This window comes from Scytonema sp. UIC 10036 (assembly GCF_009725235.1).
Genome location: NZ_WJFC01000010.1, coordinates 34,381 through 60,673, shown reverse-complemented (window position 1 = coordinate 60,673; position 26,293 = coordinate 34,381). Strand labels below are relative to the sequence as shown.

30 protein-coding genes and 2 pseudogenes are annotated in these 26,293 nt (G+C 41.7%); 11 read left to right on the top strand and 21 right to left on the bottom strand.

The features are described 5' to 3' along the window. Positions 1-101 precede the first annotated feature (101 nt). The 7 genes from F7734_RS06995 to F7734_RS06965 all read left to right on the top strand — a co-directional run bounded on the left by F7734_RS06995 (position 102) and on the right by F7734_RS06965 (position 8,327). A complete protein-coding gene (locus F7734_RS06995; protein WP_155743995.1) occupies positions 102-2,753 on the top strand; it encodes a TonB-dependent siderophore receptor in 2,652 nt (883 codons plus the stop codon). Between the two features lie 13 nt (positions 2,754-2,766). After that, a complete protein-coding gene (locus F7734_RS06990; protein WP_155743994.1) occupies positions 2,767-4,392 on the top strand; it encodes an ABC transporter substrate-binding protein in 1,626 nt (541 codons plus the stop codon). A gap of 8 nt (positions 4,393-4,400) precedes the next feature. Then, positions 4,401-5,390, top strand: coding sequence for an ABC transporter permease (locus F7734_RS06985; RefSeq protein WP_155743993.1), 990 nt, complete (start codon positions 4,401-4,403; stop codon positions 5,388-5,390). Continuing rightward, complete coding sequence (locus F7734_RS06980) at positions 5,387-6,250, top strand: ABC transporter permease (protein ID WP_155743992.1); 864 nt, start codon at positions 5,387-5,389, stop codon at positions 6,248-6,250. The genes F7734_RS06985 and F7734_RS06980 overlap by 4 nt, the downstream gene beginning before the upstream one ends. Before the next feature lie 93 nt (positions 6,251-6,343). Then, complete coding sequence (locus F7734_RS06975; RefSeq protein WP_155743991.1) at positions 6,344-7,273, top strand: ABC transporter ATP-binding protein; 930 nt, start codon at positions 6,344-6,346, stop codon at positions 7,271-7,273. Next, positions 7,260-7,892 (top strand): ATP-binding cassette domain-containing protein, encoded by a 633-nt coding sequence (locus tag F7734_RS06970; protein WP_155743990.1) that lies wholly within the window; start codon positions 7,260-7,262, stop codon positions 7,890-7,892. Before F7734_RS06975 ends, F7734_RS06970 begins: the two co-directional genes overlap by 14 nt. Positions 7,893-8,072: 180 nt before the next feature. Beyond that, positions 8,073-8,327 (top strand): hypothetical protein, encoded by a 255-nt coding sequence (locus F7734_RS06965; protein ID WP_155743989.1) that lies wholly within the window; start codon positions 8,073-8,075, stop codon positions 8,325-8,327. A gap of 43 nt (positions 8,328-8,370) precedes the next feature. Here F7734_RS06965 and F7734_RS06960 read toward each other — a convergent pair. Both F7734_RS06960 and F7734_RS06955 read right to left on the bottom strand, forming a co-directional pair. Further along, positions 8,371-8,757: pseudogene (locus tag F7734_RS06960) on the bottom strand (aspartyl protease). After that, positions 8,754-9,071 (bottom strand): hypothetical protein, encoded by a 318-nt coding sequence (locus tag F7734_RS06955; protein ID WP_155743988.1) that lies wholly within the window; start codon positions 9,069-9,071, stop codon positions 8,754-8,756. The pseudogene F7734_RS06960 and the gene F7734_RS06955 overlap by 4 nt, the downstream one beginning before the upstream one ends. A gap of 51 nt (positions 9,072-9,122) precedes the next feature. Between F7734_RS06955 and F7734_RS06950 the strand changes: the two genes are divergently transcribed. Beyond that, positions 9,123-9,293 carry a hypothetical protein gene (locus F7734_RS06950; protein ID WP_155743987.1) on the top strand — a complete coding sequence of 57 codons (171 nt, stop codon included), beginning with the start codon at positions 9,123-9,125 and terminating at the stop codon, positions 9,291-9,293. Positions 9,294-9,652: 359 nt separating this feature from the next. Here F7734_RS06950 and F7734_RS06945 read toward each other — a convergent pair whose 3' ends face one another. From F7734_RS06945 to F7734_RS06865, 17 genes and pseudogenes are all read right to left on the bottom strand, one after another. Continuing rightward, entirely contained in the window at positions 9,653-12,307 is a 2,655-nt protein-coding gene (locus F7734_RS06945) for an alkaline phosphatase D family protein (RefSeq protein ID WP_155743986.1), read from the bottom strand. A gap of 20 nt (positions 12,308-12,327) precedes the next feature. Beyond that, positions 12,328-12,546: a ferritin-like domain-containing protein gene (locus F7734_RS06940; protein ID WP_166481774.1), complete on the bottom strand. Its 219-nt coding sequence runs from the start codon at positions 12,544-12,546 to the stop codon at positions 12,328-12,330. Positions 12,547-12,865: 319 nt separating this feature from the next. Next, the gene (locus F7734_RS06935) at positions 12,866-13,105 is read right to left on the bottom strand and encodes a CHASE2 domain-containing protein (RefSeq protein WP_155743984.1); all 240 of its coding nucleotides are present in this window, start codon (positions 13,103-13,105) and stop codon (positions 12,866-12,868) included. A gap of 141 nt (positions 13,106-13,246) precedes the next feature. Further along, positions 13,247-14,071 (bottom strand): ABC transporter permease, encoded by an 825-nt coding sequence (locus tag F7734_RS06930; RefSeq protein ID WP_166481773.1) that lies wholly within the window; start codon positions 14,069-14,071, stop codon positions 13,247-13,249. 18 nt (positions 14,072-14,089) lie between these two features. Continuing rightward, entirely contained in the window at positions 14,090-14,860 is a 771-nt protein-coding gene (locus F7734_RS06925) for an ABC transporter ATP-binding protein (RefSeq protein ID WP_155743983.1), read from the bottom strand. Between the two features lie 20 nt (positions 14,861-14,880). Continuing rightward, entirely contained in the window at positions 14,881-15,972 is a 1,092-nt protein-coding gene (locus F7734_RS06920) for an ABC transporter substrate-binding protein (RefSeq protein WP_155743982.1), read from the bottom strand. A gap of 256 nt (positions 15,973-16,228) precedes the next feature. Then, positions 16,229-16,672 (bottom strand): type II toxin-antitoxin system VapC family toxin, encoded by a 444-nt coding sequence (locus F7734_RS06915; protein WP_155743981.1) that lies wholly within the window; start codon positions 16,670-16,672, stop codon positions 16,229-16,231. Next, positions 16,672-16,962, bottom strand: a complete 291-nt coding sequence (locus F7734_RS06910) for a DUF2281 domain-containing protein (RefSeq protein ID WP_155743980.1) — start codon at positions 16,960-16,962, stop codon at positions 16,672-16,674. The genes F7734_RS06915 and F7734_RS06910 overlap by 1 nt, the downstream gene beginning before the upstream one ends. Positions 16,963-17,160: 198 nt before the next feature. Next, positions 17,161-17,340 (bottom strand): hypothetical protein, encoded by a 180-nt coding sequence (locus F7734_RS06905; RefSeq protein WP_155743979.1) that lies wholly within the window; start codon positions 17,338-17,340, stop codon positions 17,161-17,163. Between the two features lie 135 nt (positions 17,341-17,475). After that, positions 17,476-17,568, bottom strand: a pseudogene (locus tag F7734_RS63165) (aspartyl protease); the annotation flags it as partial. After that, on the bottom strand, positions 17,565-17,885 hold the full coding sequence (locus F7734_RS06895) for a hypothetical protein (RefSeq protein WP_155743978.1): 321 nt from the start codon (positions 17,883-17,885) through the stop codon (positions 17,565-17,567). The pseudogene F7734_RS63165 and the gene F7734_RS06895, both read right to left, overlap by 4 nt. Before the next feature lie 464 nt (positions 17,886-18,349). Then, positions 18,350-18,712 carry an aspartyl protease gene (locus F7734_RS06890; RefSeq protein ID WP_155743977.1) on the bottom strand — a complete coding sequence of 121 codons (363 nt, stop codon included), beginning with the start codon at positions 18,710-18,712 and terminating at the stop codon, positions 18,350-18,352. Then, on the bottom strand, positions 18,709-19,029 hold the full coding sequence (locus F7734_RS06885) for a hypothetical protein (RefSeq protein WP_155743976.1): 321 nt from the start codon (positions 19,027-19,029) through the stop codon (positions 18,709-18,711). Before F7734_RS06885 ends, F7734_RS06890 begins: the two co-directional genes overlap by 4 nt. 377 nt (positions 19,030-19,406) lie before the next feature. After that, a complete protein-coding gene (locus tag F7734_RS06880) occupies positions 19,407-19,859 on the bottom strand; it encodes a dTDP-4-dehydrorhamnose 3,5-epimerase (RefSeq protein ID WP_155743975.1) in 453 nt (150 codons plus the stop codon). A gap of 305 nt (positions 19,860-20,164) precedes the next feature. Further along, positions 20,165-21,751: a glucose-6-phosphate isomerase gene (locus F7734_RS06875; protein WP_155743974.1), complete on the bottom strand. Its 1,587-nt coding sequence runs from the start codon at positions 21,749-21,751 to the stop codon at positions 20,165-20,167. 105 nt (positions 21,752-21,856) lie between these two features. Next, positions 21,857-22,108, bottom strand: a complete 252-nt coding sequence (locus F7734_RS06870; protein ID WP_155743973.1) for a cytotoxic translational repressor of toxin-antitoxin stability system — start codon at positions 22,106-22,108, stop codon at positions 21,857-21,859. Between the two features lie 160 nt (positions 22,109-22,268). Next, positions 22,269-22,466 carry a hypothetical protein gene (locus F7734_RS06865; RefSeq protein ID WP_155743972.1) on the bottom strand — a complete coding sequence of 66 codons (198 nt, stop codon included), beginning with the start codon at positions 22,464-22,466 and terminating at the stop codon, positions 22,269-22,271. Between the two features lie 252 nt (positions 22,467-22,718). On the opposite strand from F7734_RS06865, the gene F7734_RS06860 reads away from it, so the two are divergent. Together F7734_RS06860 and F7734_RS06855 are read left to right on the top strand one after the other, a co-directional pair. Then, complete coding sequence (locus F7734_RS06860) at positions 22,719-23,849, top strand: branched-chain amino acid ABC transporter permease (protein WP_155743971.1); 1,131 nt, start codon at positions 22,719-22,721, stop codon at positions 23,847-23,849. Next, entirely contained in the window at positions 23,839-24,624 is a 786-nt protein-coding gene (locus F7734_RS06855) for an ABC transporter ATP-binding protein (RefSeq protein WP_155743970.1), read from the top strand. Before F7734_RS06860 ends, F7734_RS06855 begins: the two co-directional genes overlap by 11 nt. 205 nt (positions 24,625-24,829) lie before the next feature. Here the strand turns inward: F7734_RS06855 and F7734_RS06850 are convergent, their stop codons facing one another. Together F7734_RS06850 and F7734_RS06845 are read right to left on the bottom strand one after the other, a co-directional pair. Next, positions 24,830-25,351 carry a peptidoglycan-binding protein gene (locus F7734_RS06850; RefSeq protein ID WP_155743969.1) on the bottom strand — a complete coding sequence of 174 codons (522 nt, stop codon included), beginning with the start codon at positions 25,349-25,351 and terminating at the stop codon, positions 24,830-24,832. Between the two features lie 63 nt (positions 25,352-25,414). After that, positions 25,415-25,594 carry a hypothetical protein gene (locus F7734_RS06845; RefSeq protein WP_155743968.1) on the bottom strand — a complete coding sequence of 60 codons (180 nt, stop codon included), beginning with the start codon at positions 25,592-25,594 and terminating at the stop codon, positions 25,415-25,417. 56 nt (positions 25,595-25,650) lie between these two features. Between F7734_RS06845 and F7734_RS06840 the strand changes: the two genes are divergently transcribed. Then, on the top strand, positions 25,651-26,277 hold the full coding sequence (locus F7734_RS06840) for a hypothetical protein (protein ID WP_155743967.1): 627 nt from the start codon (positions 25,651-25,653) through the stop codon (positions 26,275-26,277). The last annotated feature ends 16 nt before the right edge of the window (positions 26,278-26,293 follow it).

Here is a 26,293-nt window from a genome sequence, read left to right as displayed (position 1 = left end):
GATTGAGTAACAGAGCACGCATTATATCTGTTAACGCCAACCAACTCCGTTTAGGGGTTGGATGTTCTTTTTTGTTCAAACAATTGTGGTGTGAGAACTTGATGAATCAATTGCATCTACTGAAGAATTTAGGGCTAGCTGTAGTCATAGTAGCGATCGCCAATCGGCAAGTTTTGGCAGGAGATAACATCGCAAAAACAAACAATAGAGCAGAATCTTTTGTTCCTATCACACAGATACGCCGTTTATCACATATCGAACATCCTTACAAGAGTGTTAAGGAGTGGGTAATAGCACAGCAACAAGCTCCAACAAGTCAGATTATTCAAGTGACAGGGGTGAGGCTGAAGCCAACTCAGAGCGGTTTAGAAGTGATTTTAGAAACGTCTATCTCTGACAAGCTGCAAACAACACTCAAAAGTGAAGGCAATACCCTGACTGCTCTGATCCCCAATGCTCAATTACAACTAGCTAGTGGTAATTTCTTACGTTCGGAAAAGCCAATTGCGGGAATTGCTGAAGTAACAATCAAAAATCAGGATGCTAATAGTATCTTGCTAACAATAACAGGTGAAACCAATTCACCAAAAGTTGAGTTGTATGACAGCGATGAAGGCTTCATCTTAGCGGTGATAGCATCTGCGTCCTCAGCACAGAAACCTACCCCTAGCCCCTCCCCACCTATAGAAAGAGACGAAGAAGAATCGCCTCAGCCAAGTAGTGAAACACCACCATCTAAACCATCGGCTTCTGGTGAAGAACCAATTGAACTGGTGGTGACAGGTGAGCAAGACGGATATCGACGTTCTACAGCGACAGCTGGTACAAGGATAGAAGTACCGTTGCGAGATCTTCCTTTATCCATTCAAGTCGTACCGCAACAGGTACTTCGAGACAGAGGATTGACACGCGTGGAAGACGCCATTGATAACGTGAGTGGTGTCAGGCGATTCGTTGGCTTTCCATTTTCAACTGGCTACCGAGTGCGCGGTTTCGCTCGGGGTTATAGGAATCTTCGCAATGGTCTTCCAGACGAAAGTACTCACGGCTTTGCAAATGTAGATCGCATAGAGGTTCTTAAAGGTCCCGCTTCCGTACTTTACGGCGGAAATATTCCCTTTAGTGGTGTGATAAATACAATTACAAAAAAGCCACTAGACGATCCGTTTTATGAGATTGGGTTCCAGGTTGGTAGTTATGATTTATATCGACCAACGCTGGATTTTGGCGGTCCTTTAACGAACGATCGCTCTGTGACTTACCGTCTGAATGCTTCTTTTGAATATTCCAATAGCTTTGTCGATTTTCTTTATAACAGAGATTATTTTATTGCGCCTGCAATTACTTGGCGTATAAGTCCGCAAACAACACTCTCCTTAGAGTACGAATACTATCAAACAACCAACAGACTCTTCTCTGCGGGGTACGGGGGGAGCATATCAGCACAGCCAGAGTATCTAGATTTACCCAGAAGCCGGAATTTTAGCGAACCAGATTTATCACCAAGTACGACGGTGACAAATTGGATTTCTTACAATTTTGAACACCGCTTCAGTGACAATTGGAAAATTCGGCAAGGGTTTGCTGCACTCATTTCTGACATCGATATTGGAGCAGAACGAATAAGTGGAGTTCTGCAACGGGATCGGCGAACGCTGAATCGTACATCTATACGAGGACCTCAGAAGAACGAACTGTACACCCTGCAAAATGACTTAATTGGCACATTTAATACAGGTTCAGTGAAGCACAATCTTCTATTTGGCGTGCAATTAAGCAAATTCTCTTATCCCTTTGAGAGAGAGGACGCTCGTCTTGCTCCCCTCAATATCTTCAATCCCGTCTACGGTGCTAGACCTGGTAACTATACCCTAACTACCGATTCAGAAAATCGTGACAGTAGTGTGGGCGTTTACTTGCAGGATTTCATCGAGCTGGCTCCTAACCTGAAACTGCTGGCTGGTATTCGTTTTGACTCTGCTCATCTTTTCAGTGTAAATCGACTGCCGGAGCCGGACGTGCGAAGAGAACAAACAGACACAAAGTTCTCTCCTCGCGTCGGTATCGTCTATCAACCAACAGATTCCACTTCCGTTTACTTCAACTACGCCCAGGGATTCTTTCCTGTTCGAGGGTTAAGCCGAACGGGAGATACTTTTCAACCGGAGATTGGAGAGCAGTTCGAGTTTGGCGTCAAACAGGATTTCGGCGAACAACTCTCAGCAACTTTAGCACTATACCAAATTACTAGACAGAATGTGTTGACACGTGACCCTGAAGATCCAACTGGAACTTTTAACATCCCAACGGGCGAACAACAAAGTCGCGGTGTTGAATTGGATATTGTAGGAGAAATTTTGCCAGGATGGAATATCATTGCTGCTTATGCTTATACAGATGCTAAAGTCACAAAAGACAATCGAATTCCCGTAGGCAGGCGTCTACCTGGCGTCCCGTATAACAGTGCTAGCCTCTGGACGACTTATAAACTTCAAAGCGGCAATTTAAAGGGATTGGGATTTGGATTGGGGCTGACGTATGCAGACGAAGTAGCTGTTAACTTGGTGGAGAATCAGTTCGATGCTCCTTCTTACCTGAGAACGGATGCAGCAATTTTTTATAATACAGACAACATTAGAGTTGGTTTGAATTTCAATAATATCACCAATGCCAAGTACTTTGATACAGATAACTCTTCTATAGTACCTAAGGCTCCCTTTACAGTTTTAGGCTCGGTAATCGTACAATTTTGATGCGAGAACAACTATGGAAGCAAACTCAAAGTTAATCTCTACTCTATTTGCCCTACTGTCAATGGGATTGGCTGGCTGTAGCGCCGTCTTGCAAGAACCATCAACAGTGCGAGCCAATCGTTCTAGCGGTCAAATTGTCGTGGATCTGGGATGGGATAAGTACGACGGGTTCCGAAGAGGTTTCGATCCCACACTCGGTTGGAGTTACTCGAATCCTCTTTTGTTTCAAAGTACATTACTCAGCCGCAATGAAAAATTAGAACTGGTTAACGATTTGGCACAGAGTTATTCCATCAGTCGCGATCGCAAAGTCTGGAAATTTACTCTTCGTAAAGACGCTCAATTTACAGATGGTCAACCCCTCACTGCAGAAGATGTTGCTTACACCTACAACAAGACAAAAGATAGCCCAGGAAACAGAGATTTACGGATTTTAGAGCGAGCCATAGCCACTAACAAGTATGAGGTCGAACTGCATCTCAAGCAACCTCAAATTACGTTCACACAGGAACTCACAACTTTGGGTATTGTTCCCAAACACGCTCACAACACAAACTATGCTCGCAATCCTATCGGTTCGGGACCTTACAAATTAGTGCAGTGGGTTGAAGGGGAACAGGTGGTAATCGAAGCAAATCCCAACTATTACGGCGAGAAGCCCAAGATTGAGCGCGTCGTCTTTCTCTTCAGTCGAGGTGATGCTACATTTGCTGCCGCCAGAGCAGGTCAGGTACACGTTGCTGATGTTCCCTACAGTTTAGCACCAAAGCCAATTGAGGGGATGACGCTCTATCAAAGCAAAAGTGTTGGTCATGCAGGGTTGATGTTTCCTTATCCTCCTAACACTGGGAAAAAGACTCCTCAGGGCTATCCCATTGGGAATGATGTGACCTCAGATTTGGCAATCCGACGAGCGGTTAACTACGCCATCAATCGCAAAGTCTTGGTCAACTCTATCTTAGAAGGAAATGGTTCTCCGGCGACGGGTCCTGCTGATGGAATGCCTTGGTCTGAACCCACAGCAGCCATTGGTGATGCTGATGTCGATAAAGCAAGGCAGATCTTAGCAGAAGCAGGATGGAAAGATACCAACAGTGATGGAATTTTAGACAAAGGCGGATTAAAAGCAGAATTTAAGCTTCTTTATGCAGCCCAAGATGCTCATCGCCAGGGATTGGCTCTAGCTGTCGCTCAAATGGTTAAACCAGTAGGTATCAGAATTATTCCCGAAGGGAGAAGTTGGGCAGAAATCGAACGACGAATGCAGAGCAATGTGGTTCTCTATATGACTAGCAATCGCGGACCACAGCAGTTGCATTTTTATTATAAAAGTACGGAGGCGCGAGGAAAATCTCAAAACCCTGGTTACTATGCCAATCCAGTTGTTGATGCAGCCATTGATTCGGCAATGACATCTCAATCCGAGCAACAAGCAAATGCATTCTGGAGACAAGTGCAGTGGAACGGGCAAACGGGTGTAACTACTAAAGGCGATGCAGCTTCTGCGTGGATGGTCAACTTCGACAAGACTTATTTTGTCAGTAACTGCCTGGATATTGGCAAAAACAAACAACAATCAAATCGTTATCGAGGGTCAATTTTTTCTAATCTTCCTCAATGGCAGTGGATTTGTCAATAAGAATTATTATGAAATTTTTCCTACGATTTATTCTCCAAAAATTCCTGCACCTGCTGTTGTTACTAGCAACGGTTTGTGTTTGCACATTCGTTTTGGTGAGTTTATCCCCTATCGATCCTATCAATGCTTACATTGGTGCTGATGTCTTTCACGTTGGCGAGGAGCAACGGCAATTAATTGCCGAGCGTTGGGGACTAGATCGGCCAATGACAACGCGCTTTTTTCTGTGGTTGGGACAGCTACTGCAAGGAAATTTAGGGACTTCGATAACTTATAATCAATCGGTGGCTGATACAATTGGCGATCGCTTCGCTGCATCTTTGTGGTTGATGGCGCTAGCATGGGTATTTTCTGGGATTTTGGGATTCGTGCTGGGCATTCTTGCGGGAATGAAAGAAGGGTCAGGGATAGATCGGGCAATTCGCCTTTATGCTTACACGCTAGCATCAGCTCCCGTTTTTTGGATAGCGTTACTATTGCTGGTTGTATTCTCAGTGAATTTACATATATTTCCTATCTGCTGCGCCTCGCCACCTGGAGTTCTCTTCAAAGATGTCACTATTTGGCAGCGACTGCATCATTTACTCTTACCTGCTCTTGCATTGAGCGCGATCGGGGTTTCTAGTATGACATTGCATACACGCGAAAAACTGATTGAAATTCTTAACAGTAACTACGCTCTTTTTGCTTTTGCTCAGGGAGAGACAAAGCTAGGATTTATTCTGCATCACGGTTTACGCAATATTGCCTTACCTGCTGTATCTCTACAATTCGCATCTCTTAGCGAACTGTTTGGCGGTTCTGTACTGGCTGAAAAAGTCTTTGGTTATCCCGGCTTGGGAGATGCTACAACTGAAGCGGCGCAAAGAAGTGATGTCCCTTTATTAGTGGGCATTGTTTTCTTCAGCGCTATCTTTGTTTTCACTGGCAATCTATTAGCTGATATCATTTATCAAATTGTCGATCCTCGCATCCGTATAGGAAAGACTCTCTCATGAAACTATCATTTCCTCAATCCTTACTTAAGCGATCGCTCGCTTTAGGCAATCGTAGAAGTCGCACGCTGATACTCATTGGTCTGTGTGTCATAGTTCTGAGTCTACTGCTACTGGGCACTCAAATTGCTGATAAAGTAGGATTGGAGATTAACTTGCTCTGGCAAAATCAGCCTCCTTCCTTGGCTCACCCATTTGGTACGGATTGGCTGGGAAGAGATTTGCTCACCCGTACCCTGCACGGGTTGAGTTTTAGTTTAACAATAGGACTGCTAACAGCACTACAAAGTGCTGTTATTGCTTTAGCCATTGGCACAATCTCTGCCACAATAGGAGGTAAAGTAGACGCTGTTATCACCTGGATAATAGATGTGTTTTTTAGCTTGCCTCATTTGGTATTGATTATTCTGATTGCCTTTGCAGTTGGAGGTGGTGTACCGGGAGTATTCATCTCCATCACTTTCACTCATTGGATGGGTTTAGCTCGATTGCTACGAGCAGAGGTGCTGCAAATAAAAAGCTCTGACTACGTGCAACTTTCAGCCAAACTGGGACATTCTCCACTCTGGATTGCTCGCCATCATATGCTTCCTCATCTAGTACCACAGTTTTTGGTGGGATTAGTCTTGTTGTTTCCCCATGCAATTCTCCATGAAGCAGGGCTGACCTTTTTAGGGCTGGGTCTTCCCCCAGAAACGCCTGCAATTGGAATTATACTCTCAGAAGCAATGCGCTATTTATCAGCCGGTTATTGGTGGCTAGCAGTACTACCTGGAGTCACTCTGCTAATTGCAGTACAGACTTTTGATATTCTAGGACAAAGTTTGCGTGCTTTGCTCGACCCTAAAACTAGCCAAGGATGAAGGAGAAATCAGAGATAAGGAATAACCTAGTAGTTAGTGAAAAAACAACCAACAACTAACCACTAACCACTAACAACCAACCACTAACAAATTATGCTATCAGTTCAAAACCTAAATGTTACCTTCACAATGTATGACGTGGGATTAACCCAGAAGCAACTCACTGCGATCGTCGATCTGGATTTGGAGGTTAATGCAGGTGAAGTTGTAGCTGTAGTCGGCTCTAGTGGTTCTGGAAAGAGTTTGCTAGCTCATGCAATAATGGGCATCTTACCTCACAACGCACAGGTTAGTGGCAGGATATTGTTCAAAGGCTCTCCACTGACGCCGCAACGTCAAGCAACGCTGCGTGGCAAGGAAATTGCTTTGATCCCGCAATCTGTGAGTTACCTCGACCCTTTGATGAGAGTGGGTACACAAGTGTATCGGGCTGCACAGTTAAGTGGGTTGTCTACAGCAGATGCAAGGCAAGCTGTTGACCAGGTTTTCTCCCGCTATGGGCTTGACTTACAGGTAAAACACCGTTACCCATTTCAAATTTCTGGGGGAATGGCAAGGCGAGTTTTGGTGGCAACAGCAGCAATTGGACGGGCTGATTTAGTCATTGCTGATGAACCCACTTCTAGCCTCAACCCCGAACTGATTGTAGAAACGCTCAACCATTTGCGTGAATTAGCTGCCTCTGGTAAAGGTGTCATTTTGATTACCCACAACCTAGAAGCCGCTTTACAAATTGCCGACAAGGTAGCAGTTTTTTATGCGGGAACTACCTTAGAAATCACCGCTCCTCGTAACTTTACTCAGGGTAATTTGTATCATCCTTACACTTACGCTTTATGGCGAAGTCTCCCGCAAAATGATTTTATCCCAGTACCAGGGGCACAGCCTAGCCCCGATGGGCTCCCAACTGGGTGTTTGTTTAGCGATCGCTGTGAGCTTGCAACTGATGATTGTCTTATAGCCCGTCCGCCACTTCGTCAAATACAGAATGCTCAAGTGAGGTGTATCCATGCTAAAGGGTGAACAATTATCGTTTCGGTATGGAATCAACAAACCTTGGATTCTGCGAGACTTTAACATAGAAATAGCCAAAGGCGAAATCGTGGGTTTGAGTGGGTCAAGCGGTCTTGGCAAAACAACTCTTGGCAAACTACTAACGGGGTATCTTCAACCTACAGAGGGTCGTATTACAGTAGAGGGACAGCCCTTACCGACTCGCGGTTATTGTCCAGTACAAATAATTTTCCAAAATCCTGAATTGGCTATGAATCCTCGTTGGCGGATTGAAAAAATCCTCTTTGAAGGGCAGACTCCATCTCTAGAACTCCTTCAAGCACTAAGCATTCATCAAAGCTGGCTCCATCGCTTTCCCCACGAGTTAAGCGGTGGTGAACTCCAACGGGTGGCGGTTGCTCGCTCTTTAGTACCAAGGACTCGCTACTTGATTGCTGATGAGATGACTGCCATGCTAGATGCAAACACTCAAGCACTGATTTGGCGTGCAGTTATTGACTACGCCAGCCAAGTAGGAATAGGCATTTTGGTTATCAGTCATGACTTTGGGCTGCTCAATCGTCTATGCGATCGTCGGATTGATTTAACAGTGAACAGGGAACAGTTACCAGTTGGTTTTGAGCAATAAGTACTAATAACTGAATAACTGTTTTAAAAGGGGTTACTCTATCAAAGTCTGGAATCCCGTCACGCACTGAGTTTCTCCAGAACGTACATCATCTGTTCGGCGTATCAAATTTGCGTTTAGTACTGAATAAAATAGAGTAGCTTGATTTTCTAGAATCACATTTGAGGTCTGCTTCCTAAGTTGCGTCGTGCTGGTAACTGGCTTGTAGTTTCTTTTCGACCAAACGCTAGACCCTTTCACGCTTTAGCTAGCACGTTGCTGAATCATTTAGAACCACAAACAAGTGGAGAAGCAAAGCTACAAAAAATCGAAAATTTGGCAGCCCGATTGCGGAAGGCAAATTCTTTACGGAACTTTGCAGGCGATATCGTTAAAAGAAATCCCATCTTTAGCCGTAAGGCTTGTGGCAGGGTGCAAGTGAGAGCGATTCTCTAAAGAAGTAAACTAATCTCAAGGCATCAGTAATCGTAGCAAATGTCTATGTAGAACCTCTTGATTCAATTAACTCTAAACTTACTATATTTTGACTATAATTAGCGACTAAGATAAATAATTTCAGCCATCGAGAACCTAGTAAAATTTCCTGAATTTCATCTCCAGCAAATACAGGAATTTCCCACTCTTGACTATCTATTATGACCCTACCACTATAAACATCAAATTCAGTTTCTCCTTGAGCAGTTCTTAATTTATTTTGACGCTAAAAAGACCAATCAAGACTTTGTACATCTTGTTTGTTCATAGCTAAAAATTCAGTGAATCCTGTATCTAACATTGTTTCTACAGGAAAGCTGAAGTTATCCCCTCCAATTAAATCAATTTCAAAGTAAACTTGTCCTTCATCTCCAAATCTCCCCTCAATCATATTCTGCCACTAACTCCGGTTTCATTAATGCCAAAAATATGATGAATCACATGAGGATATTTTTCTTTGGCCATTTTACTGGCTACCTCTTGATCCCGATCGATAAAATAATCACCACTATCAGGTTCAATGGCAATATACCAACCGTAATATTTATCTAGTATTTCTGGTTTTAAATGCTCAAAAATTAGCCAACAACGCTCATAAAATGCCTGTCTTCTGGCTTTTTCTTGAGCTTTCTGTGCTGGAGTCCATTGAATTTCCGGAAATACTCTCCCGCATCTGACAATTCTTTCTGGTGAAGAGTGTGTCATATTTTTGACATCCTGAAAATTTATTGTCCATATTTCATTATAAAATGCCAAATGGCAACCATTGGTTATATACACATTTATAAAAAAGTAAAACAACAACAACGTCTTGCTTGGCAACAGGCAGTAAAGCTTGCTGGTGGTAAAATTCCCTCTGGTCGTGATGCTTTGTCCGCTTGGATTCTGAGGAAGCCTGCCAATCCAATTATATTGATGTTGACCTAATTGTACAGACCGATCGATTAGCGCCTTTAAAGGACGTTGAAGTTCGTTTCATCACTAAAAGTCCTCCTCAAGTTATAATTACTGATGCTAATGGATACTCAAGGCTCCGAATTACCAGTAGGGGAGATGCAGATCTCATTATGAAAACACAAATTCCGGATTTGGATGACGGGCTAACGAAAGGTTGCTCTCAAGTGAGAGACTACCTTAAAAAATGTCACATCTAAGCCATAATCATTGTAGATGCCTGTTGCGATCGCCTTGAGTGAAATTCTGAACTTCCCCCTGCTTTCTTTATTCAAGGATGGAACTAATCCCATTTTTTGGGCAAAGGTATTGTAAATTAGGAAATACTTGTTTTACCCAAGAGAATCTGTTAATTCAATACCATTTGGGTTGTACTTCACCGATTGAACAAGCTCTTTTTTTGCACGAGCTGTAGATACATTACGTCCTTCAAGTTTATCGTGGTCTGTCCTGTCAACCCGGTAAACTTTCCAGTTCAATTCATCAGCAGTGAATTCCGCGATCGCATATCCATTAACCCGTGAATCATAATGTTCAATATGTGGGCTTAAACTCTTGATCGGACTGCCCGTAACAAACTTATGCTGCCAACTCTGTTGCTGATGCACACTATTGTCTGTAAAAAGAGCTAATTTTTCCAGGATTTTAGGAATATCTACAGGTAGCTTGCTTTCCAGTTTTTTGAGAATACCTTCTGAGATCCCTGGTGAAGTCACCGACGGAGTCATGAATTCCACACCAACTAATTTGCTGTAGTCATAATTAAAACTATTTTTTACTGTTTCTACAGCATTCTGTGCTGTTTCTATGGGATGTATTATTCCTGACCCTATCCCAGACAGTGCGTCTCCTCCTACCTTTAATGCTCCTAGACCCAAATTTAATGCTCCTTTACCCAAATTCAATGCTCCTTCACCCACATTTGTCGCCGCTCTTCCCAAATCCGCTGACAGCAAATTTAAAGCCCCTGATGCTAGCTTTGAAGCCCCTGATGCCACATCTGAAACCCCTGGTTGAAATTTATCCACAGCCCCAGATGCCAAATCACTCTGCAATGTTTCAGTTTCAGTCTTTAAATAGGCGACTAGAGATGTGTGCATATCTCCCGTAAAGACCACAAAACGACTGATTTGATCTGGTTTAAACTTCAATTTCTGAATATCTTTTTCAGTTTTATTGGTTTTCTTGTTCAATTCCTCAAGTTCTTTGGTATTCTTTAAGGTCTCGCTATCCTTAACGCGCTGCAATATCTCATAGCGTTCCGCCTTAAACCCATGCCAATCGTCAATTTCTCCTATCATCTCATTTGCCAATGCTGTAGCGAGGAAGGTTTGATTGCCCCACACCCTCCAAGAAGCATTTGACTTTTCGATGTCACCAATCAACGCGTTTTTTTGATTTTGGCCCAGCATACTTGCCTTCCACTCAGGCAGCTTCAAATCATTACGGGCTTTAGCGATCGCTCTAGCAATAGGGTAAGATTTCTGATATTCCTTGACTTTTTTCAAAATTTGTGAATTAGTTTCCAGTTCGGGTTTATCCCTAAAGCTACGGCTATCAGTCAAGAAGAAATCAACCAATGAACCAAACTGGAATTTTCTGTAGAGATCGTAACGGGGATCTTCGGATTTATTCAGTTTTTGGACTCGAGATGGAACATATTCTCTCCAAGCTTGAGTTGCATTTTTATAGAGATCGAGCATCGCCACCCTTGCGTCTTCTTTGGGCTTATCCTTAAGATTTTCATAAATGGGATGGGGTGGATCGTCAACACTTACGTCCATCTTGTTATCTTCGTAATTCCAATAGCAATTGTCAGCAATTTCGTGATCGTCGAGAGCAACGATCCAAGTATGATTTTCCATCGCCTTTTGCAGAGCAGGGTCTTGACGATATGTCTGATAAATATGCCGGAAATGTTCTAGTGAAGTGGCTCTGTCACAATTGGCTGGATCTTTATGTGGGTATTTGTTATTTTTTATAGTAAGGTCTGTACGAACAATATCGCCATAACCTGGTGGATACTGTAGATACTCGTAAATAAAGTCACCCAAGTGAATTACAAAATCCACATTTTCTTCGGCTAACTTATACAAGGCATTAAAGTAGCCTGTGCTGTAATCGTTGCACGTTAAAACTGCCAGAGAAAGTTTGTTCAGTTCTGTATTAGCATCTGGCAAAGTTTTGCAATGACCGATTGGACTATATACGTTCTTGTAGATAAAACGATATAAATAGGATTGATTGGGTTTGAGCTTGCCATTGAGGTCTACATGAACTGTATGGTCTTTTTCCGAATTAAACTGCGAGGCTTTTACCTCGTCTTCTAAGACGACTGAATTAAAACCAGAATCATCTTTATTAGTCACCTGATACTTAAGAGAAGTCGTATCGTCATAATCTTTTGGATTCACACGAGTCCAAAGAATGACACCAGTTGTAGTTGGATCGCCGGAGGCTACCGACCAGCTGAATATATCAGAAGATTTAGGGCTACTAGGTTGAACATCACTAGATGGAGTAGCCTTAGCAGGCTCTAAAATCCACGAGTCCCCAGCATTTTCCACCGTAGTTATATAACCCTGATACTTTGTATCAAGAGCTAATCTTTGATTATGGTAGGAGATGTTGGTGATGTGAACGCGCTCGCCATAAAAAATTGGGCCTGCATTGCCAGAAGCTTTAGTAATCCGCCAACCCTGTTTACCGTCATCATAGCCATCTTTCCAATAGTAACAATTATGGCTATCAGCAAAAGCCCCCAAAGTATCATTGTTGAACACTGCCTGTTCTGTCGTTTTGATTTTAATGTAACTGTTAGAAGTAACCTCTCCCTCACCTCCGTCTATTTTAAGTTCTACATGTCCTGTATTGCTCAACTGCGGCCAGTTGCGTCGTGAGGAATTAACATTAACGAGGTATTGTTTGCTACTCTCGTGTTTGAGATAAAAGGTATCACCAAATCTAACGATATCTTGATTAGCCATGAGGATGCTCTCCTGATTAATTACACAGTTGTGTTGCCAAAACTTATCGAGTTAATCGAATATGAACTAGCAATCTCCTCAATACAAATACTTAAAAGAGACTTGTAGGCATTGTGATTCGTGTCTGTGATGGAACTGAGTGCAGTGAGATAGAAGGGCAAAGTGTACAGTTCTACTAACACCGCTGTTTTGGCACCATTCTGGACAAGTTCCTTAGTCCATGTGTTTGTAGTAGTCATTGTCTCATGGTACTTAATGCTTTTTACTTGAGAGAACTTCATGTGAGAGATTTATCTGCAAAATTTGGGTGTTCAAGGACTATTAAGCTGTAAATCAGTTTAAAGGCTCCCTTTGCACCAGGTGGAAGTGTAAAAATGCTTTTCCAAACTACTATACACAGATTACAGTACTAAGTTCTAACACAGAAGAATCTTTAATAAAAATACAATTAGCTTTGATAAATTAAATCATTATAGCAGTCCTATTTGAGATCCAAACAAGGGAGACAAGGAAGACAAGGAAGACAAGGGAGAGGTGTTTGTAAATCATTTAGGAGGTTTATACAGGGCGGATGATGAAGCTTTCCCATAGTGGAATTGGTGGAGGTTCCACTAACAGTGAATTTGATGCTTGTCTGGGTAATTTTAATCGCCAACTAACTAATGCTCCTATCCCAGACCAAAACAAAATCCATAAGCTCTCCCATGTCTCAGACCAAGTCCGTAGCATTCCTCTTCCTTGCAGTGCTGCTGTTAATCTTTGGCTGGTAATATTAGCATGAATAAATACTCCTGCCATTTATTTTGATGACCAAAATAGCTGATTATTATAAGGTGTTTGAAATAAGTCATTAATACTTTCAGATGTTGCACTGCGATCTCATTAACAAAACTTCTCTTGCTGAAAACTCCTCAACCCAACCTACGTGTTTTCGTATTTTTAGTTTTCATCTTTTACAACACTTTCATGCCAGTTTTTTAATATAAAATCAGATAAAGCACTCAAGCCAATAAATATCAGGATACCTAACCCTGTTGTCAGAAATAATGCTGCAAACATCTTGGGAATTTGTAAATTATAACTAGAGATTAATATGCGATAAGCTATCCCCGCTTTTGCTCCGCCTGTCCCTGCAACAAATTCTGCTACAACTGCACCTATTAATGATAGTCCGCCACTGATTTTTAAACTGCCTAAAAAATAGGGCATAGCGCTAGGTAGGCGCAGATGTATTAATGTTTGCCAAGGAGATGCTTTATAAAGTTGGAAGAGGTTGAGTAAGTTTTTGTCTACGCTTTTAAGACCGATTGTGGTGTTGGAAACAATGGGGAAAAATGCCACAATCCAAGCACACACAATCAAAGCAGCAAAGGTGTTATTTTTGAACCAGAGGATGATGAGGGGAGCGATTGCAACAATAGGAGTTGTCTGTAAAATGACTGCGTATGGGAATAAACTTCTTTCAATCCATTTACTTTGAATAAATAATATTGCGATGAGTAAGCCAGAGATAGCCGCAGCGACAAACGCAACTACAGTAATTTGGAGTGTAATTAGCAATGATGGGAAAAGCTCGTTCCAGTCTGTTATTAGAGTCTTGAATACTAATATCGGTCTCGGAAATATATAAGGTGGTAAATTGCTGACTCTTACTAGAGTATCCCATAGTATTAATACACATATACCTACTACTATCGGTGCTAAAACATCAACATTAATGAGTTGATTCAGTAATTTTTGCAACTTCAATTTACGCTGAAACACGATTTTAATTCTTACTTGTTAATTGTGAACTGTCTCACCCATTGCTTCACTCAAACCTTTAGCAACTTCACGGCAATATTCGTTGTATTTTAAGGAATTACGAAATGCGTTGTTACGCGGGTATGGTGCGTCTATTTTGATTTCTGCTACTACACATCCGGGTTTTGCACTCATCACAAGTACGCGATTTGACAAGTATACAGCTTCATAAATATTGTGTGTAACAAAAACTACTGTCCAACAGTATTGATTGTATAAATCAAGTAACTCAATATGAAGCTTAGTGCGGGTAATTTCGTCTAGCGAGCCAAATGGTTCATCCATGAGTAACATATCGGGTTTTTGTACTAGCGCTCTGGCAATAGAAACCCGCATTTTCATCCCACCCGATAGTTGACGGGGGTAGTTATCCTCAAACTTCTCTAACCCGACTCGTGCAATTGCTTGCTTAACCTGTGGCATTGCATCTTTTCTTGGCACTCCCGCTAACTTCATCGGTAAGTATACATTTTCCATGACATTAGCCCAAGGCAGAAGTGCAGCATCCTGAAAGACAAACGCCAATTTCTGCTGTTTGCGATCGCGACTCCAATGAATACTGCCAGAGCTGAGGTGGACAAGTCCAGCAATGATACGCAGTACCGTGCTTTTACCACATCCAGAAGCACCCACACAACTGACAAATTCTGACTCTTGGATGTTTAAATTCAAGTTCTGTAAAGCAACTGTTCCATTAGCATATATTTTGCTTACATGACTGAGAGTAACAGCAGGAGGGTCATTTAGCATACTCAATTTAAATTTTAAGTTTATGATTTATAGTAAGCTAAGCCTTTATTAACAAAGTTTAGTGTAAAAGCATCTTTGTAATCAACACTGGTATCAAAGACACCAGCTTGCACCATGTTATTAAAAAAAGATTGCCAGCGTTCAGCAGTCATTGCCCCTATTCCCAATTTCTCTGCATCACCAGAAACGATCGCGCCATATTCTTTAAGCTTTTGCAAACCATATTTGATTTGCTCGTCCGTCATTTCTGGATTATCTTTTTTGATTAATTGATTGCCCGGTTCGGGATTTTGCAGATAACTATACCACCCTTTAATTGAAGCATCTACAAATCGCTTAACTAAATCGGGATTTTTGTCAACAAGTTCCTTCTTCGTTTCAATAGTAGTCGCATATGCAGTGTAATCATAATCTGCTAACAAAAACACTACTGGTTTGAAACCACCCTGTTTTTCAATTGCAAAGGGTTCGGAGGTTATGTAACCCTGTTGGGCTGATTGTTTATCAGCTAAAAAAGGACCTGAATTGAAGTTATAAGGACGCTTTTGCTCATCAGTAAACCCATACCTAGCTTTGAGGAGAGGCCAGTAGGTGACATTAGCTGAGACACTAACATAAATAGGTCTACCTTTGAGATCTGCCAGAGTTTTGACTCCCGTATTCGGATGGGCAATTATACATTGGGGATCTTTTTGAAAAATAGCCGCTACCGTAATTTTAGGGATTCCTTGCGCTATAGCATTAATTGCATCAATTCCTTGTCCCATAAAAAAATCGACTGCGCCCCCCAGTAATAACTGAGTACCGCTAGGAATTTGGGGACCACCCATTTTTATTGTCACATCTAAGCCATAATCATTGTAGATACCTGTTGCGATCGCTTGATAGAATCCCCCGTGTTCTGCTTGTGCTAGCCAATTTGTACCAAAGGTTATTTTATCCAGTTTTTTCGACTGTTTTTGATTTTCTGTTTCTCTACCCGACATTGCTGATGGTGTTTGACTTCCATGCGTACAAGCAGATACAATGCCACCTCCTAAAAATAACGAGCCATACTGAATAAATTGGCGACGTTTGAGCCTGTTCTTTATTGCTAGATATCTTTTTTCCATATATTGGCTTCGTATATTTACATACACTACAATTATGGGTATTCAATAAGTACATTATTTAAAGGGGCGATCGCAATAAAATTTTGCTTTACCACGGGTAGCAATGACTAGAATAATCTTCCTTGACCAGGTATGGCTTTTTGCACTCTTGATTTGCTCATAGTGTTGAAATACATTGCTCAATTTACTATCATAATAATCAATAGTATATTATTACGCGATCGCGCTAGAGCAAAATACTCTTATATTATTAAAATCACACCCAAGATTCTAGGGTAAATATTCTGACCTGTTGAATTCTTAAAAAATCGCTATCTCTAGAAACAACAGTTAGATTATTTTGCAGCGCAATAGCTGCTATCCAAATGTCGTTTTCATCAAAACCTAAATCAACAATTTTAGTTTTTCTTTGTTTGCTTTTATCTTTAGGTCTAAATTGATTAAATAAAGCTGCTTTTAACTGACCAGAAATAGTAGCAGTGGAGGCATCAATATTGTATATGTATATACCCAGAAGAAACCTGTGAATCAAGTCTAAGTTACTTTCCTTATATTGAGAACGTTCTGCCATGTCTACCAGTTCTCCTTGAACAATGACGCAGGTTGTAATTAAGCTGTTTTCTACTTCTGCAATGCGACGAAGTAGATTCGCATCGCCCAAAATGGCAGCACTACAATGATTTGTATCCAACAAGTACATTATTCAAAGGGGTTATCGTAATCAAATTTTGCTTTACCACGGGTAGCAATGACTAAGCGAAGACAATCTTGTAAATCATCACCTTCCCATTTTCCAATTGTTTTCAAATGTTCTAAGAGTGAGCGTCCTGTGGAATTTACTGGGATATGAACAGCAGATTCTGGGGCTTCTGGTTTCGCTTTTGTTACAGTTTCTTTTGTTTTTAAGCTGCGTAAAAAGTCTAGAGTTTCAGCCAGAATAGTATCTGGGCTAGATTCAATTTCCTGTAGCAGTTGTTCCTTGATTGTCATAGTTACTTCTGATTTCTAATTATTCCCTCCTTTATTGTATCAGGAAGTTTACGAATTGCTTGATAGAAAGCAAAAGGGAAACTCTTTCAAGGAAGAGACGCGGAGACTGTGGGACGCACCAGACGCGGGGACATCACGTAGGGGGATTGAACCCCCACTATTTAATGTTGTAGGGCATAGCCCCACCTACAAAAGCAATTAATTCAATTTCAAAAAATAGCTCTCCTTTGCTACCAAATGCTCGAAAATTATCCAACACCGTTGATAAAATTCTTCATTTTCTGCTTTACGTTTAGCTAATTCTTCTGGTGATATAGTGATTTCAGGAAAAATTCTGACTCTACGACGCGCAGGTTTTTGCGATGTTGTTTCAGTCATAGTTGGGTTTCGTTCCTCAACCCAACCTACGTTCTAATAATAATCTTTTTCCATTCTTGCGATCGCATTCACAAAATTTCTTCTACTGTGAACAAAGCTGTCCATTGTCTCCAAATTGACCCTGAATCATATTCTGATGGCATCTACGGGAAGATTTAATCCATTAGCTGTAATCAAATCTATCTCAAAAAATAACTCACCCTTAACGCCAAACTGACCATGAATCATATTCTGCCAGAAACTCCTGTTTCATTAATACCAAAAATGTGGTGAATAGCATTCGGATGCTTGTGACGTGCTTTGAGGAGCGCCACTTCTTTATCTACATCAATAAAATAATCTCCACTATCTGGTTCGATAGCAATGTACCAGCCATAGTATTTATCGATTATTTCTGGCTTGAGTCTCTCAAAAATTGCCCAACAGCGTTGACTAAATGCTTCTCCTTCAGCTTTATGTCTGGCAAGTTCTTCTGGAGATATAGTAATTTCAGGAAATATTCGTCCTCGACGACGTGCAGGTTTTTGTGATGTTGATTCACTCATAGTGTTCAATTCATTTATAATAACTGATTATTCCAATAGTAAACTAAAAGGCTCTCTAAATATCAAATTAACACTACAACGTTCTGCCTGTAGCTCCTGTTTCATTTAGGCAGAACATCAAGTGAACAAAGTTCAGATGCTGCTGACGAGCTTTTCTGGTAGCAATTTCTTTATCTTCATATACAAAATAATCTCGGCTATCTGGCTCAACAGCTATATACCAACCATAGTATCAATCTATAAGTTCGGAACGTAGATGGTCGCTTTGTGAATATGACGAAGAAGATGAAAGTATAAGCTTTACTTCAATTCCGTTTCAGATTTCCTTAGCAGATATTTACAACAAGGTTGAATTTCAAGCTTTGTAGGAACGTAAATTCTTTTTCCATTCTTGCGATCGCATAAACCAAATTTCTCCTACTGTGAACAAACAAGTAGATGCATTACCTGATTCAAACCCTTCTTTAGCCCAAAGTCAGTATTCCTGCTTGATAATTAGCTGTTAAAGGTAGAATCTTTAACCACTCTGAACCCAACAAAACCTCTGTCAGTACTTCACCTACAAAAACAGGTATTTCATACTCTTGTTCATCTAACAGTACCTTACCGTAGTAAATGTCAAAAAGGGTTTCGCCTTGTGCTGTTCGCATTTCTTCCTCACGAATAAAACCCCATCCAAGAGCATCTAGATCCTGTTTATTAATAGCGATAAAGCCTGTGAAGCCAGTATCTAACATAACATCCACAGGCAAATTTAATCCATCAGCAGTAATTAATTCAATTTCAAAAAATAGCTCTCCTTTGTCACCAAATTTACCCTGCATCATATTCTGCCAGTGGCTCCAATTTCATTTAAGCAAAACATACAGTGAACAGCATTTGGGTACTTTTGGCGTGCTTTCAGGCTTGCTGCTTCTTTATCTTCATCAATGAAATAATCACCACTATCTGGTTCAACAGCTATGTACCAGTCATAGTATTTATCAATCAGTTCCGGACGTACTCTTTCAAAAATTGCCCGACAACGTTTATGAAATACTTCTCGTTCAGCTTTTCTTCTAGCAAGTTCTTCTGGAGATAAAGTCCGTTCTGGGAATAATCTTCCTCGACGACGTGCAGGTTTTTGTGATGTCGGTTCATTCATAGTGTTAAATTCATTTTAGAGTAGTATTTTAATACTACTCTAAATGCTTGCAAACCTATAGCGTTTCCCAGTCTGCTGAGATACAAATTTATCGAAGAGACGCGGGGCGTAGAGACACACCAGACGCGGAGAGTTTGCACTCCGCCGGTCCGGGGCGACAGCCCCAAGCGGTTTAAACCGCCAATTTCTATAAGTTGACAACTAGGTTGGGGTTCAATCCTCATCTGAGATGTCTCCGCGTCAGAGCGTCCCACAGTCTCCGCGTCTCTTCCTTGAACTCCGTCCGTCTGCTACAGGCTGCGGTTAATTATTTCTTTTTGTACCCAGCATTAAATATTCTAAAGACTAGCCATGCTTGTCTCTACATTGATGAATACTTATGCCAAACTACTGACTTGTTTTCTCTCCTCTAAGTTTTTCAATGCTGCTTTTGCTGCTTCCAAATCGTAAGGAAATGGTCGCTTTTGTGGAATATAATCTCGTTCCACAGGTGGCTTGTGACGCAATAACGCATTCACCAAAACAACGGGTTCCGAACTGAGATTTATTGCTCCATGTAAAACACCTGGTGGAATGATGACCATAACAGGATGGTCTTCACTTAAAGGAAGATACTGATACTGCTTGTTAAGTAGGCTTACAATGACAAACTTACCTTTTACTACTAGTAGTTGGTCGGTATGTGTTTTGTGAACAAATAAATCATCTATAGTATTTGGTGGAATCTGTACCAGCATAGTTTCATCACTGGCTTGTGCTGTAAAAAAGTGCAACATTCCGCCTTTGCTGGACTCCAGCTTGCGGATTTCTATCCCCCGGTATTTACTCATATCAATATCCTAAAAGAGCATCTAAGATTGAAGCTTTATCTTCAATCTTAGATGCTCTACATTAAAAAAATGTTACTTTAACAACAAAAGATGCATGAGATGTGATATGTGATGCTTCTAATGTCAGTGAATGATGCTGGAGATGCAGTATTCTTTGTTTCTCGCTCCGGTGCTTCTTGCTGGGAATGCCTTGAGGGAGGCGGAGCCTCTAGATCTGCATTCCCAGGCTCCGCCTGGGAACGAGGTAACCGGAGGCGGAGCCTGGGAACGAGGTAAGGGGAGGTGAGTTCGGGATTGAGATGAACTTAGGCGATCGCAACTTTTAAACTGCTGGGTTGTCCAAGGTTTCCTTCTAGCACTACGCCACGCTGATTTGTGTGTAAATGTCGCAGAATCTTGTAAATCGCTTCAACTTGCTCGGATGCACCTGCTTTTGCTGCTATTTCTTCTATAGAAAGGGCTGCTTTTTCATTTTGCAGGACTTCCACAACTCGTTTTTGCAATTCAAGAATTGTAGCGGCTGCTTTTTTACCAGCTTCTACCCCTGGTTGATGGTAGGCGTTGATGCCAACTAGGCTGGCATAATAACCTACAGCGCGATCGTATAATGCAATCAATGCACCTACTGTACGGGAATTGACTTGGGGAATGGTGACTGTAATTGAATCCCTCTGGTTTTCATACAGTGCTTGGCGGGTTCCTTGGAGGAAACCGGATAAGTAATCGCCTGCTGTGATTCCGGGTTCTAATTCTGGAGATGCACCTTTGCGATCTTCCAAAACTTCAATAAAGGTGACAAAGAAGTTTGGTACACCGTCTCGCAGCTGCTGAACGTAAGCGTGTTGATCGGTTGAACCTTTGTTTCCGTAAACGGCTATTCCTTGGTGGACGATATTTCCTTCCAAGTCCTTTTCTTTACCCAAGGATTCCATCACTAGCTGTTGCAAGTAGCGACTGAATAAAAGCAAGCTGTCCTTATAAGGTAGGACAACCATGTCTTTTTCTCCGCGTCCATTGCCTGCAGCATACCAAGACAATGCTAACAATGCAGCTGGGTTCTTTTTCAAATCGGGAATTCGGGTGGCATCATCCATTTCTTTTGCCCCCTCTAGCATTGCTTGAATATCTATTCCTTGCAATGCTGCTGGTACAAGCCCTACTGCTGACATCTCGGAAGTTCTTCCTCCTACCCAGTCGAACATGGGGAATCTAGCCAACCAGTTTTCCGATTTTGCTTGTTCGTCTAGCTTACTCCCTGGCATGGTGATGGCGATCGCATACTGGGTAAAGTCCAAATTCTGTCCGGCGTAAGCTTTCTTAACTTCGAGCATGCCATTGCGGGGTTCTGGAGTTCCCCCAGATTTGGAAATCACCAGTACCAAAGTACTAGCTAGGCGATTTCTCACTTGAGTTAAGATGCGGTCAATTCCTGCTGGATCGGTATTATCGATAAAGTGAATTGCCAGTGGTGGGAAGTCTGGGGCTAAGGCTTCTGCAACGAATTCAGGACCCAAGGCAGAACCACCTATACCAATGGAGATAATATCGGTGAAGCGGGGAGCTTTTGGGGGATGAATTCCACCTGTGTGAATTTTATCAGCAAAATCCTCGATTTGCTCGATTGAATCGACAATTTCTTGGGTTAGCTCTGGATAAGGCGCTAAATCCGGATTTCTCAGCCAATAATGCCCAACCATCCGGTCTTCATCTGGATTGGCGATCGCACCCTTCTCAAGTTCCGCCATATCCGCAAAAGCTTTTTCAAACTTCGGCTGTAACTTCTCGACAAAGGCATCGTCAAAGCGCATCCGGCTAACATCTAAGTACAAGCCCAATCCTTCATGGAAATACAACCATTGCTGGTATCGCTGCCAAAGTGCCGTAGCGTCCATAGGGAAATCTCAAGTAAAGTGATTTTCACAAACAAGTTTAAGCCAAGGTGCTCTCGTTCCTCGGTCTCTCTTATACAGTTTTAAGTGTTTGCCCAACTCTATAGCTTAAACATCTGGCATAGGTATGACCCTGAGGAACTTGACAATTTCCCCTTTAACCTCTAAACCTATCAAATAATCATCTACGGTAAAACGGTAAAAAATCCCCTCGCTGTCAATCTGGCGCATCTCTGGCAAACCGTGCAGCAGCCCCTTCTTAGCAAATTCAATAAAAACAAAATCATAGACCCGCTGGTATGCCGCAGGTTCTAAACTCTTAAGATCTTTTAAAAAAGACCTCGCATAGCGCACTTCCATTCTCACAAATCATTACTCACTTGTCATTTGTCATTGGTCAAGTGTCATTGGTCAAGTGTCATTGGTCAAGTGTCATTGGTCAAGTGTCATTGGTCAAGTGTCAAGTGTCATTGGTAAATCACAAAGGACAAATGACTACGGACAAATGACAAACGACATTTTATGAAAAAATCAACAGTCGCAACGCTTCTTCATGGGTTAGAGTATCCCAAGGTTGCTGCGATCGCTTGACTTCTTGTATGGCTTTTAGCATATAAAAGTCACAATGCATTGCGTGTACCGAATTCCAAAAACTCTCCAAATCCTCATCAGCTAACTGCTCAATTAAATGATGTATCCTAATCCGCAGCAAATTCATACGTTTTACCCCAACCACAGTCCATTATAGTGTTCCCATAACAATGGCAATGTTTAACAAATTTGGTTAGTGGTTGGTGGTTAGTGGTTAGTGGTTAGTGGTTAATTGTTACAAAGTAATAATCGTTACTTTTTTTACGAACAACAACCTGCCAACCACTCACGATAACAGGCGTTTCGCCTGTCCTACACCACCAACTACCAACCACCAACCACTAACAACTAACAACTAACAACTAACAACTAACGTCCTATGGCAGAATACCTAATTTTTCTCACAATTTCTACGTCAATCTTTGCTTTGTTCAGTTTGGGACTGAACTTACAGTGGGGTTTTACAGGCTTAGTTAACTTTGGTCATGTCGCCTTTATGACACTGGGTGCTTACACCACTGTACTGTTAACCCTTATGGGCATCCCCATCATCCTCTCAATGCTGATTGGATCTGTTATTGCTGCAATTTTGGGACTCATCATCGGTTTCTCAACGCTGCGCTTGCGAGAAGATTACCTGGCAATTGTGACTATCGGTGTCGGCGAACTGATTCGACTGGTGGTTAATAACCAAGATTTACCTGTGGGCAACCAATGGAGATCGGGTGCTTTTGGCGTACAAAGTTATCCCATCCCTCTAGCAACTCTTGCACCAAATATATTTATCAAACTAGCAATGATTGCACTGTTAACTCTGCTCGCTGTTATCAGTTTATGGCAGTTATGGCGATGGATTCGCGCTTCCCAAGTCACACACCGCAATTCAAATAACAAAACAGTAAAAAAACAAGAATTTATCTCGCGTCTCATCATCGGAATTTTCTTGGCACTGTTAATAGCAGCAATTTATATTTCTGGTGTTATTAAATTGTATGATTATGACCCAAAAGCAGGTCTAATGCTGCTATCACTTATAGTTTTAGCTTTTGTATTCTGGCGGTTGGAAATTTTAGTGCGATCGCCTTGGGGTCGCATCCTAAAAGCGATCCGCGAAGATGAGGAGATTCCCAAAGCACTGGGAAAAAACGTTTTCTGGTATAAAGTACAATCCCTCATGTTAGGAGGTGCGATCGCAGGAATTTCCGGTGCTTTTATTGCATGGCAAATTGCAGCAATTTACCCCAATAATTTTGAACCACAAGAAACTTTTAACGCTTGGATTATGGTCATTCTCGGCGGTTCTGGGAACAATCTCGGTACAATCCTTGGCGCAGTCATTTACTTTATTTACTATGAAGGTAGCCGCAATTTAGACAAAATCATTCCCCTCAATTCAGACCAATTGAGTGCGCTTCGTATCATGATTATTGGTTTACTTTTGATGGTACTGATGATTTGGCGTCCTCAAGGTATCTTAGGGAAAAAGGAGGAACTTACCCTTGGTAAATAAAGAGCCATCTCAAATTCAATTACTATCAGCCACCGGGCTTTGTAAAAATTTTGGCGGTATTCGAGCAGTTGATAATGCTGAGATTCACGTAGCAGCTGGTGGTATCACTGGCTTAATTGGTCCTAACGGTGCTGGCAAAACAACTTTATTTAACTTACTCTCAAACTTTATCCGCCCAGATAAAGGACGGGTGATTTTTGATGGAGAACCCATTCAGCACTTACAGCCATATCAAATTGCTTGTGCTGGTATGGTACGAACTTTTCAGGTAGCCAGAACACTGTCGCGGTTGTCCGTGTTGGAAAATATGCTGTTAGCAGGGCAAAAACAAACGGGCGAAAACTTTTGGCAAGTGCAATTCCAACAACATAAAATCGCTCAAGAACAAAAAGAACTCAAAGAACGAGCCATGGTCTTGTTAGAATCTGTAGGGTTGGCACACAAAGCACAGGAATACGCAGGGGGTTTGTCCGGCGGACAACGCAAGCTTCTAGAAATGGGAAGAGCACTAATGACCAATCCCAAGTTAATTTTACTTGATGAACCAGCAGCTGGAGTGAATCCCAGATTGATAGATGAAATTTGCGCTCGCATCAACTCTTGGAATGAGACGGGGATGACATTTCTAATTATCGAGCATAACATGGATGTCATCATGTCCTTGTGCGATCGGGTTTGGGTGCTTGCAGAAGGGAAAAATCTTGCTGATGGAACACCAGAGGAAATTCAAAACAATTCAAAAGTTTTAGAAGCTTACTTGGGCAAATCGGCTTAGCTCGTTGCATTCGTTCCCAGGCGGAGCCTGGGAATGCCTTCTTTAGAGGCTCCGCCTCTATACAAGCCAAGCGAGACTTCGCCCTCGCATAGCTCATTCTCAACTCAATACTGTAAGGGCTCTCGGAAATTCTAGATTGGGCTAGAACACATAAACGAAACCCAACAAATGCTGATAAATGTTGGGTTTCGTTCCTCAACCCAACCTACTGTCCGCCAAACGCATTAATGTTACAGCGACAAGCATGAACTTCAAGCTTGCTCAAAACGCGCCAAGTTCGTGATTCAATCTTGCCATTACTAACCAAATAATTCTCTGATTGAAATGCCCGAACTGCGTTCTCAGTTTTCGCCTCAAAAACACCATCGACAGTTCCATAATAATAGCCGCCTGCTTTGAGTGCTTCTTGAACTGCTTTCACTACAGATCCGTGACTGCCAACACTAAGTTGTGGTAAGCTATCAGATCCTTTGTACAGGTAGTTCCACGTTTCTTCTCTGACAATTCCATCCACGGTTAAAAAAGCAAGGCACTGCAAATACTTCACAGCATTTTGAGTTTGTCGATCAAAGTAGCCTGTTGTAGAAACTGACATCGGACAAGCTGATACAGTGTCCAATTGAACCAGTCTTTGGTTTAAAGCTTTCTGCATTTCTTTGACAATTTGACCGAAAGCGCCAAACTGTAAAGTGGGTCGCTGAGTAGGGTAAGGAATGATAGCAGGCATAAGTAGAAGGTTTTTTATGTGAAGGAGATTTTTTAAGACTTATAAAACAGACTTCAGAGTTCCCTACAAGCAACACAGATAGAAAAGAGTACCTTCGAGGGTGATTTTTTTCAGGTTCAATCGTGCTAACCACCTGACAAATGACACTTGACAAATGACACTTGACACTTGACCAATGACACTTGACACTTGACCAATGACACTTGACACTTGACCAATGACAAATGACATTGCTCTTGTCATAAAATTTAACTAGAATTATCCAAAAATTTTCGAGGGAACTACCAAATTCACAGGCTATGATTTCTCATAAAGCTTCAAAAATTGTTCTCATTGTTTCCATCCTTTGGAGTTCCACTTCATTGACTCAGGTCGAAGCTAGCCCCAAACAAATAGATTCACCTCCTGAATTTGGGTGTCGTTCTACAACAACAGATACTCCTCTGTTTACACAACGCACAACGACATCACAGCAAATTGGCAGTGTTAATAAAGGTGGTCGAGTTTTGCTACAAGAATCCCCTCGAAAAGGACTTCAACTTATTGCAGTCTTTGAACCAGAATCAGAAAAATATGGATATATCCAAACCAAAGTACTGGATTTTTGCGATTCATCTAAAAAACCTAGTAACGGAAAGCCACCTATTGCCATAGCTTGCAGAAGAATCAGAGGAGTAGCAAACGTACAATATGAGGTTTATCCTGAACCCGATAAGAACTACACACCAATTGCAACAGTTAGAAGCGGACAAATTGTCATGGTGAGATTAAAACCAGATCGCAGTGTTAGTTCTTATCGGAATAGAGATTTAATCTGGATAGAAATTGACCTTTACAAAACCCCTATGCCTGAAAGATACGATTTTTCTTATGGGGAGACTGGATGGATCGAGAATCAAGACCAAATTGGTTATTGCGATCGCTAAACACTCGCTCGTAAAA

What these genes read in the sequence shown, in the direction of transcription:
- F7734_RS06995 (WP_155743995.1), top strand. Translation starts at nt 102, where the DNA reads ATGAATCAATTGCATCTACTGAAGAATTTAGGGCTAGCTGTAGTCATA.
- F7734_RS06990 (WP_155743994.1), top strand. Translation starts at nt 2,767, where the DNA reads ATGGAAGCAAACTCAAAGTTAATCTCTACTCTATTTGCCCTACTGTCA.
- F7734_RS06985 (WP_155743993.1), top strand. Translation starts at nt 4,401, where the DNA reads ATGAAATTTTTCCTACGATTTATTCTCCAAAAATTCCTGCACCTGCTG.
- F7734_RS06980 (WP_155743992.1), top strand. Translation starts at nt 5,387, where the DNA reads ATGAAACTATCATTTCCTCAATCCTTACTTAAGCGATCGCTCGCTTTA.
- F7734_RS06975 (WP_155743991.1), top strand. Translation starts at nt 6,344, where the DNA reads ATGCTATCAGTTCAAAACCTAAATGTTACCTTCACAATGTATGACGTG.
- F7734_RS06970 (WP_155743990.1), top strand. Translation starts at nt 7,260, where the DNA reads ATGCTAAAGGGTGAACAATTATCGTTTCGGTATGGAATCAACAAACCT.
- F7734_RS06955 (WP_155743988.1), bottom strand. Translation starts at nt 9,071, where the DNA reads ATGACACACTCTTCACCAGAAAGAATTGTCAGATGCGGGAGAGTATTT.
- F7734_RS06950 (WP_155743987.1), top strand. Translation starts at nt 9,123, where the DNA reads ATGGCAACCATTGGTTATATACACATTTATAAAAAAGTAAAACAACAA.
- F7734_RS06945 (WP_155743986.1), bottom strand. Translation starts at nt 12,307, where the DNA reads ATGGCTAATCAAGATATCGTTAGATTTGGTGATACCTTTTATCTCAAA.
- F7734_RS06940 (WP_166481774.1), bottom strand. Translation starts at nt 12,546, where the DNA reads ATGACTACTACAAACACATGGACTAAGGAACTTGTCCAGAATGGTGCC.
- F7734_RS06935 (WP_155743984.1), bottom strand. Translation starts at nt 13,105, where the DNA reads ATGGCAGGAGTATTTATTCATGCTAATATTACCAGCCAAAGATTAACA.
- F7734_RS06925 (WP_155743983.1), bottom strand. Translation starts at nt 14,860, where the DNA reads ATGCTAAATGACCCTCCTGCTGTTACTCTCAGTCATGTAAGCAAAATA.
- F7734_RS06920 (WP_155743982.1), bottom strand. Translation starts at nt 15,972, where the DNA reads ATGGAAAAAAGATATCTAGCAATAAAGAACAGGCTCAAACGTCGCCAA.
- F7734_RS06915 (WP_155743981.1), bottom strand. Translation starts at nt 16,672, where the DNA reads ATGTACTTGTTGGATACAAATCATTGTAGTGCTGCCATTTTGGGCGAT.
- F7734_RS06910 (WP_155743980.1), bottom strand. Translation starts at nt 16,962, where the DNA reads ATGACAATCAAGGAACAACTGCTACAGGAAATTGAATCTAGCCCAGAT.
- F7734_RS06905 (WP_155743979.1), bottom strand. Translation starts at nt 17,340, where the DNA reads ATGACTGAAACAACATCGCAAAAACCTGCGCGTCGTAGAGTCAGAATT.
- F7734_RS06895 (WP_155743978.1), bottom strand. Translation starts at nt 17,885, where the DNA reads ATGAGTGAATCAACATCACAAAAACCTGCACGTCGTCGAGGACGAATA.
- F7734_RS06890 (WP_155743977.1), bottom strand. Translation starts at nt 18,712, where the DNA reads ATGATGCAGGGTAAATTTGGTGACAAAGGAGAGCTATTTTTTGAAATT.
- F7734_RS06885 (WP_155743976.1), bottom strand. Translation starts at nt 19,029, where the DNA reads ATGAATGAACCGACATCACAAAAACCTGCACGTCGTCGAGGAAGATTA.
- F7734_RS06880 (WP_155743975.1), bottom strand. Translation starts at nt 19,859, where the DNA reads ATGAGTAAATACCGGGGGATAGAAATCCGCAAGCTGGAGTCCAGCAAA.
- F7734_RS06875 (WP_155743974.1), bottom strand. Translation starts at nt 21,751, where the DNA reads ATGGACGCTACGGCACTTTGGCAGCGATACCAGCAATGGTTGTATTTC.
- F7734_RS06870 (WP_155743973.1), bottom strand. Translation starts at nt 22,108, where the DNA reads ATGGAAGTGCGCTATGCGAGGTCTTTTTTAAAAGATCTTAAGAGTTTA.
- F7734_RS06865 (WP_155743972.1), bottom strand. Translation starts at nt 22,466, where the DNA reads ATGAATTTGCTGCGGATTAGGATACATCATTTAATTGAGCAGTTAGCT.
- F7734_RS06860 (WP_155743971.1), top strand. Translation starts at nt 22,719, where the DNA reads ATGGCAGAATACCTAATTTTTCTCACAATTTCTACGTCAATCTTTGCT.
- F7734_RS06850 (WP_155743969.1), bottom strand. Translation starts at nt 25,351, where the DNA reads ATGCCTGCTATCATTCCTTACCCTACTCAGCGACCCACTTTACAGTTT.
- F7734_RS06845 (WP_155743968.1), bottom strand. Translation starts at nt 25,594, where the DNA reads ATGACAAGAGCAATGTCATTTGTCATTGGTCAAGTGTCAAGTGTCATT.
- F7734_RS06840 (WP_155743967.1), top strand. Translation starts at nt 25,651, where the DNA reads ATGATTTCTCATAAAGCTTCAAAAATTGTTCTCATTGTTTCCATCCTT.